The sequence below is a fragment of the uncultured Nostoc sp. genome (genome assembly GCF_937863485.1).
Classification (GTDB): domain Bacteria; phylum Cyanobacteriota; class Cyanobacteriia; order Cyanobacteriales; family Nostocaceae; genus Nostoc.
Genome location: NZ_CALMFY010000191.1, coordinates 49035 through 57715, shown reverse-complemented (window position 1 = coordinate 57715; position 8681 = coordinate 49035). Strand labels below are relative to the sequence as shown.

The 8681-nt window shown below is 43.6% G+C and carries 8 protein-coding genes; 3 read left to right on the top strand and 5 right to left on the bottom strand.

Annotated features, from left to right (window positions below; translation table 11 throughout):
* From Q0541_RS26090 to Q0541_RS26075, 4 genes are all read right to left on the bottom strand, one after another.
* The coding region (locus Q0541_RS26090) for a ribulose bisphosphate carboxylase small subunit (protein ID WP_298917807.1) at positions 1-1292 on the bottom strand (1292 nt) is incomplete at its 3' end.
* A 93-nt stretch (positions 1293-1385) separates the two neighbouring features.
* Positions 1386-1688, bottom strand: coding sequence for a EutN/CcmL family microcompartment protein (locus tag Q0541_RS26085; protein WP_298917726.1), 303 nt, complete (start codon positions 1686-1688; stop codon positions 1386-1388).
* Between the two features lie 6 nt (positions 1689-1694).
* Positions 1695-2039 carry a carbon dioxide-concentrating mechanism protein CcmK gene (locus Q0541_RS26080; RefSeq protein ID WP_010995041.1) on the bottom strand — a complete coding sequence of 115 codons (345 nt, stop codon included), beginning with the start codon at positions 2037-2039 and terminating at the stop codon, positions 1695-1697.
* A 92-nt stretch (positions 2040-2131) separates the two neighbouring features.
* Positions 2132-2440 carry a carbon dioxide-concentrating mechanism protein CcmK gene (locus Q0541_RS26075; protein ID WP_190891121.1) on the bottom strand — a complete coding sequence of 103 codons (309 nt, stop codon included), beginning with the start codon at positions 2438-2440 and terminating at the stop codon, positions 2132-2134.
* Between the two features lie 657 nt (positions 2441-3097).
* Here Q0541_RS26075 and Q0541_RS26070 point away from each other — a divergent pair.
* From Q0541_RS26070 to Q0541_RS26060, 3 genes are all read left to right on the top strand, one after another.
* Positions 3098-4954, top strand: a complete 1857-nt coding sequence (locus Q0541_RS26070) for an NAD(P)H-quinone oxidoreductase subunit F (RefSeq protein WP_298917634.1) — start codon at positions 3098-3100, stop codon at positions 4952-4954.
* Between the two features lie 94 nt (positions 4955-5048).
* Positions 5049-6554, top strand: coding sequence for an NADH-quinone oxidoreductase subunit M (locus Q0541_RS26065; RefSeq protein ID WP_298917631.1), 1506 nt, complete (start codon positions 5049-5051; stop codon positions 6552-6554).
* A 145-nt stretch (positions 6555-6699) separates the two neighbouring features.
* Complete coding sequence (locus Q0541_RS26060) at positions 6700-7830, top strand: CO2 hydration protein (protein ID WP_298917628.1); 1131 nt, start codon at positions 6700-6702, stop codon at positions 7828-7830.
* 17 nt (positions 7831-7847) lie between these two features.
* Here Q0541_RS26060 and Q0541_RS26055 read toward each other — a convergent pair whose 3' ends face one another.
* Positions 7848-8549: a Uma2 family endonuclease gene (locus Q0541_RS26055; protein WP_298917624.1), complete on the bottom strand. Its 702-nt coding sequence runs from the start codon at positions 8547-8549 to the stop codon at positions 7848-7850.
* Between the last annotated feature and the right edge of the window lie 132 nt (positions 8550-8681).

Genomic DNA, 8681 nt, shown 5'->3' with positions numbered 1-8681 from the left:
GTCTCTAATACCCGCCGTTTAGCTTTGGGATCAATGCCGATTAAACGCACATACTCGCCTTGATGGCTTTCTATACATTCTTCCAAGGCGGAGATTACTTGATTTATGGCAGTTGCTTCAATTGGCTTGCAACTAGTCCAGGAACCAGTTCGGAAGCGGCGCTCATCTACGTGTTCCATGCCAATTTTGTAACCACCTGCCAGAAGTTGGCGGATTTGCTCTACAGTTTCGCCATTGACTTTGCCACTGCTAGAGCCGTTACTGTTACCATTACTGCTGCTGTAACTGCTATTGCCACGATTAGCAGGAGCTTTAAAGTTGGTAGCTGGTTTAATATCACCATCCGGGCGTTGGATGATGTTTTCTAACACACGTCGTCTACCTTTGTCAATGCCAAATAGTCGGACATACTCGCCGCTATGGTTTCTTACACAGCTTTCTAATGCTGCGATCGCTTCACCGATGGATCTCGTTTCAATTGGTTGGCAACTAGTCCAAGAACCCGTGCGGAACCGTCTTTGGTCTACATGTTCCGTACCAATCTTATACCCTTGCTCCAATAGATAGCGCAACTGCTCTATTGTTTCTGCACCCAAACTATTGCTCGACACTTCACTACTCCTTTCCAACTCTAAGACCGTAATACCATTACCTGTATAAGATTTAGCGTTCTCATCCCGAATGGGTACTATACATTTGCTATCCGCAGCACAAAGATAACCAGCTCGGAGTGCTTGATTAATCCCAACCACATGATGAGCAAATTCCTTATCCTGATCTTGCACATCTGGCAAGCGGTCAGCTTGCTGCTGGCTAGTAATTATCGCTCCCGAAGGTACATATTTACCTGGGGGAATTTCTACGTCTTGAATTAAAGCGTGCAGCATCACGATGCAACCTGCACCCACTCTGGCATTAAACACCGTAGAGCGAAAGCCAATGAAGGAATTATCCCCTATATAAGCTGGTCCATGAATTAGAGCCATATGGGTAATACAAGCATTTTTGCCTACCCATACCGAGTATTTATTTTGGTCATCGCCAATTACTCGACCTTGCTCCAACCCATGAATCACAACCCCATCTTGAATATTAGTGTTTTCACCAATATAAAAAGGTCTGCCTTCATCTGCTCTAATCGTAGTCCCCGGGGCAACGATTACATTTGCACCTATCCGCACATCTCCAATCACATTGGAGAATGAATGTACAAAGGCAGTTTCATGGATTTTGGGTTCAGCTAAATTCCTTGACCACGGGGTTGGGGGTGCCGCCGTGTTGCGGACTGCCATTTCGAGACTCCTCCTGTATTAAGTTAGGAGTTATGAGTTAGGAGTTATAAGTTTTAACTTTCACTCCTCACTCCTCACTTCTCTAACTGTTGACTATCGATATTGATCTTTTTTGCTGTAGATCATGCGATCTTCAACGTGAATGGTATCTATGATCGCTACTACCACTGCATCTAATGGTCGCTGTTCATTGCCAACAACTTTACGAGCAGCACTGCCACGACTGACAAGTACCCACTCATCTACTCCTGCTCCCACACTATCTGCTGCTACCTCATATTCTGGCAGGATGTTTCCGTCTTCATCTACTAATTGTAACAACAGTAGTTTGACACCTCTAAGACTTGGATCTTTTTGGGTGCTAACTACTGTGCCGCGAACTTTAGCGACTTGCATTACAAATTACGGTCTTCTACCGAAAGGACGAATTGCATTCACATTTTCCCGGAACTGCTCTACGTCTTCTGTATACCGAATTGGTAAGACGTATTCCAAGTTCTCGTGAGGACGAGCAATAATGTGAGTAGATAACACTTGTCCGCCGTTGACTCGCTTCACTGATTCAACACCTGCGGCCACAGAAGCTTGCACTTCCGACACGTCACCCCGAACAATCACCGTAACTCGACCACTGCCAATTTTTTCATAGCCGACTAGAGTAACACGGGCAGCCTTCACCATCGCATCAGCAGCTTCCACTACCGCTGGAAAGCCTAGCGTTTCAACCATTCCCACTGCAATTGACATTAGTTTTAATCCCTATTTAAAGTTTTTAGCCTTGGACAAAAGCGATGCTCAAAAAAGGTAAAGAGCGTTAATTAACTTTGTTAAAACAGCTCTTAGGTACGGAACTGTTCCACAGCTTCTGTGTAACGAATCGGCAAGACGTATTCCAGGTTTTCATGAGGACGAGCAATGATGTGAGTGGATAAGACTTCACCACCATTTACTCTTTTCGCCGCTTCAACCCCGGCAGCTACGGAAGCTTGCACTTCAGATACATCTCCCCTAACTATTACGGTGACGCGAGCGCTACCAATTTTTTCATACCCTACTAAAGTGACACGGGCGGCTTTCACCATCGCATCAGCAGCTTCTACGACTGCTGGAAAGCCCTTCGTTTCAATCATTCCAACTGCAATTGGCATCGCAGAACTCCTACAAAATGAATCTAATCAGTACTGTCGCTTAAAATTTTTGACGGGGAGAGCTTTATCTTAGAGCTAAGAAAACACTTCCAAATTAAGCATAGGAAAGCTTGGCGTTCCTGGCAATATAAATTACTATAATAGTTTATGATAAGAAAGTTTTAAAAAACTTAACATAAATTTATCTGCGCTTCTGAGCAATTAAAGTTTACTGATTCCTAGAGCAGCCACTTATGCTTTATAATTTCTTTATCACATTTCAATAACGACATTCATAACCAAGGGTAATTTTATCTGGCGAGTGGCGATAAACGGCTGTATCTTATGCTGCCACTATCTTCTGCCAATTTTAGCTAGATGTACAAGGACTAGGTGAAAAATATATAATTTTTTCAAATATATCGTATAAAGTACTTTGCCCAAAGTAGAAATACAAATGTAAAAAGGTCGGTGAGGTTAAGGCAAGTAAATGCTTTTACATATGTAAAGTTATATTTTATCGAAGTTTAATAGAGGAAAGTGAAGTAAAAATACTTCTGATAATTTAGTTTAAACAATAGTAAAAAACATTGATATTTTCTTAAATTAATTTTTTAGAATAAATAATTGTGTGAAAGCTTTTTTAAAATCAAGGCTGAGTCGTCAAGGGAAATTTAAATGAATCAATTTCTATTTTCAACAAGTTGGTTTGTGCCTTTATATAGCTTATTGGGTGCAATTTTGACGTTGCCGTGGGGAATAGGGATAATTCGGCGAACAGGGCCAAGACCTGCGGCATACATAAACTTGTTAACGACAGTTTTTGCTTTTGCTCATAGCCTGTTTGTATTTAAAAATATCTGGGATAGAGAACCAGAAAACCTACTGGTGAGCTGGTTCAAAGCTGCGGATTTAGACTTATCTTTTAGCTTGGAACTATCGCCAATCAGCATTGGGGCAACAGTTTTAATTACAGGGTTAAGCTTACTGGCACAAGTTTACGCTCTGGGTTACATGGAAAAAGACTGGTCGTTGGCGCGTTTTTTTGGGCTGCTGGGATTTTTTGAAGCAGCGCTGAGTGGTCTAGCAATCAGTGATTCTTTGTTTCTTAGCTATGCCCTATTGGAAGTCCTAACACTTTCGACTTACTTGTTGGTGGGGTTCTGGTATGCTCAACCGCTAGTGGTGACAGCGGCGCGGGATGCATTTTTAACCAAACGGGTGGGAGACTTGTTGCTGCTGATGGCTGTGGTAACGCTTTCTACCTTAGCCGGCAGTTTGAACTTTTCAGATTTATATGAGTGGGCGCAAACAGCTAATTTAAGCCCAATGACATCAGCATTGCTGGGGTTGGCGTTAATTGCTGGGCCTGCTGGTAAATGTGCCCAATTTCCACTGCACCTGTGGTTAGATGAGGCAATGGAAGGGCCCAATCCCGCCTCGGTAATGCGAAACTCGCTGGTAGTAGCTGGTGGTGCTTATCTACTGTATAAACTGCAACCATTGTTAGCCCTGTCGCCAGTTGCCTTGAATGTATTGGTAGTCATGGGCACGGTGACAGCGATTGGGGCAACATTAGTATCCATAGCTCAAATTGATATTAAGCGATCGCTGTCTCATTCCACCAGTGCATACATGGGCTTAGTGTTTTTGGCGGTGGGGTTGCAGCAAGGGGGTGTGGCCTTGATGTTGCTGTTAACTCATGCGATCGCTAAAGCATTATTATTCATGAGTTCTGGTTCAGTAATTTTGACTACCCAAAGCCAAGACTTGACAGAAATGGGCGGTCTGTGGTCACGGATGCCAGCCACCACCACTGCCTTTATTGTCGGTTCTGCGGGGATGGTAACACTGCTACCATTGGGAGGCTTTTGGGCAATGCTAGCATGGGCTGACGGTTTCGTGAATATTAGCCCTTGGGTGATTGGGGTTTTATTATTGGTCAATGGCTTGACAGCATTGAACTTGACCAGAGTTTTCAGATTAGTCTTCTGGGGGAAACCGCAACAAAAGACCCGTCGTACCCCAGAAGTTGCTTGGCAGATGGCCTTGCCAATGGTGATTCTCACAGTGCTGACTTTGCTTTTGCCTTTGATGCTACAGCAATGGTACTTACTACCAGATTGGGAAAGTATTAATTGGTATGTGGCGTTAGCGTTGTTTGCTTCTACTGCGGTGGGTATAGGTGTAGGGTGTACAGTTTATCTGCATAAAGCTTGGTCAAGATCCACAATCTTGGCGTGGAGATTTCTGCAAGACTTGTTAGGTTATGATTTTTATATTGATCGAGTTTATCGTGTAACTGTGGTAGGTGCAGTAGCACTGCTATCTAAAATTTCTGCTTGGAGCGATCGCTATTTAGTCGATGGTCTAGTAAACTTGGTTGGGTTTGCGACAATTCTCGGCGGACAAACTTTAAAATACAGCATTTCTGGGCAATCTCAGGGCTATATGTTGACCATCCTAGCAGTTGTCAGCGTCCTGGGTTTTTTCATCAGCTGGTCATCGGGTTTACTAGATAAATTGCCTTTTTAACTGAGACGCGATTAATCGCGTCTGTACAGGAGTTAGGAGTTAAAAGTTTATTCTCTTCTGCTCCCCTTTCCCCTGCTCTCCTTATCTGAATTCTATGCTTAGTGTTTTAATTCTAGTGCCGTTAATCGGTGCAGGTTTAATTGGTTTCTCGCCCTCTGGTATCAGTGGGAAGTTTGCCCGTGGGGTGGCTTTGGTGTTTGCCAGTATTGTTTTCTTGTGGACAATCGTACTAGCAATTCAGTTCCATCCAGGGGAAATCACTCAACAGTTTGCCGAGTCTGTCCCTTGGGTAGATGTTTTAGGCTTGAACTATAATCTTGGGATAGATGGTTTATCTTTGCCGTTGCTGATTTTAAATGGATTGTTAACTTGCATTGCCATCTACAGCAGCGATGAATCTTTACAGCGTCCTAAATTTTATTACTCTTTGATCCTATTATTAAGCGCTGGGGTGACTGGAGCCTTTCTGGCACAGGATTTACTGCTATTTTTCCTGTTTTACGAATTGGAACTAATTCCGCTGTATCTCTTGATTGCTATTTGGGGTGGAGCCAAGCGGGGTTATGCGGCAACAAAATTTCTCATTTATACCGCCGTTTCTGGAATCTTGATTTTGGCAAGTTTCCTTGGCATGGTTTGGCTGAGTGGTTCCTCTAACTTTGCACTAGCAACCTTGAACGCGACGACTCTACCTTTAGCGACACAGCTTTTACTGCTAGCGGGGATTTTGGTAGGTTTCGGGATTAAAATTCCCTTAGTTCCCTTCCATACTTGGTTGCCAGATGCTCACGTTGAAGCTTCCACACCAATTTCTGTGCTGTTGGCTGGGGTGTTGTTGAAGTTGGGAACTTACGGCTTACTGCGGTTTGGCATGAATTTGTTACCAGAAGCTTGGGCTTATGTGGCTCCTTGGTTAGCGACTTGGGCAGTAGTGAGTGTACTGTATGGTGCATCCTGCGCGATCGCTCAAACTGATATGAAAAAAATGGTGGCATACAGTTCCATTGGACACATGGGCTACGTACTTTTAGCGGCGGCTGCGGCTACACCATTAAGCGTGTTGGGTGCTGTTATGGAGATGATTAGCCACGGCTTGATTTCCGCCATGCTGTTTTTACTAGTAGGGGTTGTGTATAAAAAAGCCGGAAGCCGCGATTTAGAAGTTCTTCAAGGACTGCTGAACCCAGAACGCGGTATGCCCGTAATTGGTAGCTTGATTGTTGTGGGAGTCATGGCCAGCGCTGGTATACCGGGAATGCTGGGATTTGTTTCCGAATTCATTATTTTTCGGGGTAGCTTCCCAGTTTTTCCGGTGCAAACGCTGCTATCAATGATTGGTACAGGCTTAACCGCGGTTTACTTTCTAATACTTCTCAACCGCGCCTTTTTTGGACGCCTGTCTGCACAAGTTACCAACTTGCCGCGAGTGTATTGGAGCGATCGCGCCCCAGCTGCAATTTTAGCTGTGCTGATTGTGATTTTCGGCATTCAACCTGGCTGGTTAGTGCGCTGGACTGAACCAACAATTACAGCAATGGTAAATACCCAAAACGTAGTAGCAACAGTGTCCTTGGATAAAACAATGGGGACTGGGGATTAGGGACTGGGGAAGAAGCAGGGGAGCAGGGAGCAGGGAGCAAGGGAGAAGAAAGAGTTTTCCCCTCTGCCCCTTGCCTCTGTGGCTCTTTTCAATGTCCAATCCCCAGTATTAAATCCCTAATCCCTATACTTTTGGAGAGATAGCAATGGTAACTATTAAAAAGAAAACGACTCACAATCCCTTAGCTGAGTATATTGAACGTTTGCAAAAAGGAGAGGCATTACTCCCCGATAATCCAGAAAATGTCCTGGAAGTTGTTGGTATTCTTAAAAGCTATGGCGTAGTTTTAGATGCCTACTCAAAAAATCTTAACTATATTGCCGAGCATCAGTTTTTAATATTTTTCCCATTTTTTAAATACTTTAATGGAGAGGTTTCTTTTCAGAAACTACTCCGTCACTGGTGGCATGAACGAATTAATTTTGAATATGCCGAGTATTGCATGAAAGGCATGATGTGGCACGGTGGCGGCGGACTAGATACGTATTTAGACACACAAGAATTTCAAGAAAAAGCGCAAGCCGTTATCGCTGCAAAATTTAAAAATAATCCTTTTATTCCGGGTATTAACCAACTGTTTCCAGACTTTTTAACAGAACAGTTGCGTGTCTCTGCTTACTACACGGGTTTAGGTCAATTCTGGCGAGTCATGGCTGATATGTTCCTCAACTTATCAGACCGCTACGACCGAGGCGAAATCAAATCAATTCCCCAAGTTGTAGACCATATTAAAGCAGGTTTAGTGGCAAATGCATCAAACCCAATTACCTACGCCGTCAAAATTCGGAATGAAGTCTATGAAATCATTCCCAAAAGCGTTGGTTTGACCTTCTTAGCAGATACAGCAATACCTTATGTAGAAGCAGTATTCTTCCGAGGAACTCCTTTCCACGGTACTGTTTCATATAACGCCCAAGGAGCTCAAATTCCCCCAGATCAAAGTCGATTTCAATATGGCGCATTGTATGCCGATCCCTTACCCATAGGCGGTGCGGGTATTCCTCCCACCCTGTTGATGCAGGATATGCGTCATTATCTTCCAGAGTATTTGCACGAAATTTATCGTCGCAGTCTCCGGGGTGAAGATGATTTGCGAGTCCAAATTTGCATGAGTTTCCAAAAATCGATGTTTTGCGTGACGACAGCAACGATTTTGGGACTGATGCCTTATCCTTTGGATACTAAAGATCCTTCTGAGGAAAAAGGTAATCGAATTTATTTAGAGAAGTGGATGAGTCGGTTACAAACTTCGCGGTTGTTGGATGTGAATAAATAGTTGATTTTTGGTCAAGATTATGCATTTGGTTCAACGCCGAGCGATCGCAATTGGGCAGTTAAGCGATCGGCCCTTTCCTCACCAGTCAACAACAAATTACCTTGCGAATCCCACCAACGTAGCCAAGGTAATTCCATATTCTGATATTGTCCATGCCAAATTCCTAACTCAACCTCTAAAGGATGTATAGGATAATGTCCACGTTCATTTGCTGTTAATAACTGATATTGTCCACCAATTAATTCATAAACTTCCACACAGGCTTTATTCACTTCATAAATGCCATAGAAGGGTGGACGAATCACCTGCTCATAAATCCAAAATTTCCCCTTCCAAGGAGTTTTATCTCTTTCTTCACTACCATCGCCAGAAACAAATTCCAATGCAATCAATGGGGCAATAAACTCTCGCCATAGTACATAAGACCTGCGCGTTTGCCCATTCAGAGTAGGTGGTACATTCCCTACATAAAACCAGTCTGGTGCTTCTGCACCTTTTTCTGGGGGGTCAGTCATCCGCCAGTAGATACCGCTATCTTGACCAATACAGTATTGCCCATCAGGATGACGTTTTTGTAATATCGGTTTAATCGAGTCTGTTAGAAGAATGCTTTGGGGATGTTCCTGAAAGTTTTTCACGAATGTACCGTCAGACTCAGGAAGCTGTGTATGGTCTGGGAACGGGGTGAGGGCGGTGGATGGATCGGTTGCAGAGGTCATAAGATTACCTTTGCAGGAGTAAGGGTTGTTTTTTAGTTTAGCAAGCGTAGATGTAAAGCGGCTTATTATGAGACATAGTACTGTTTCTGTAAAGCTAGGCTCAGGCTGCCAACACTTTTGGACATAAATTGT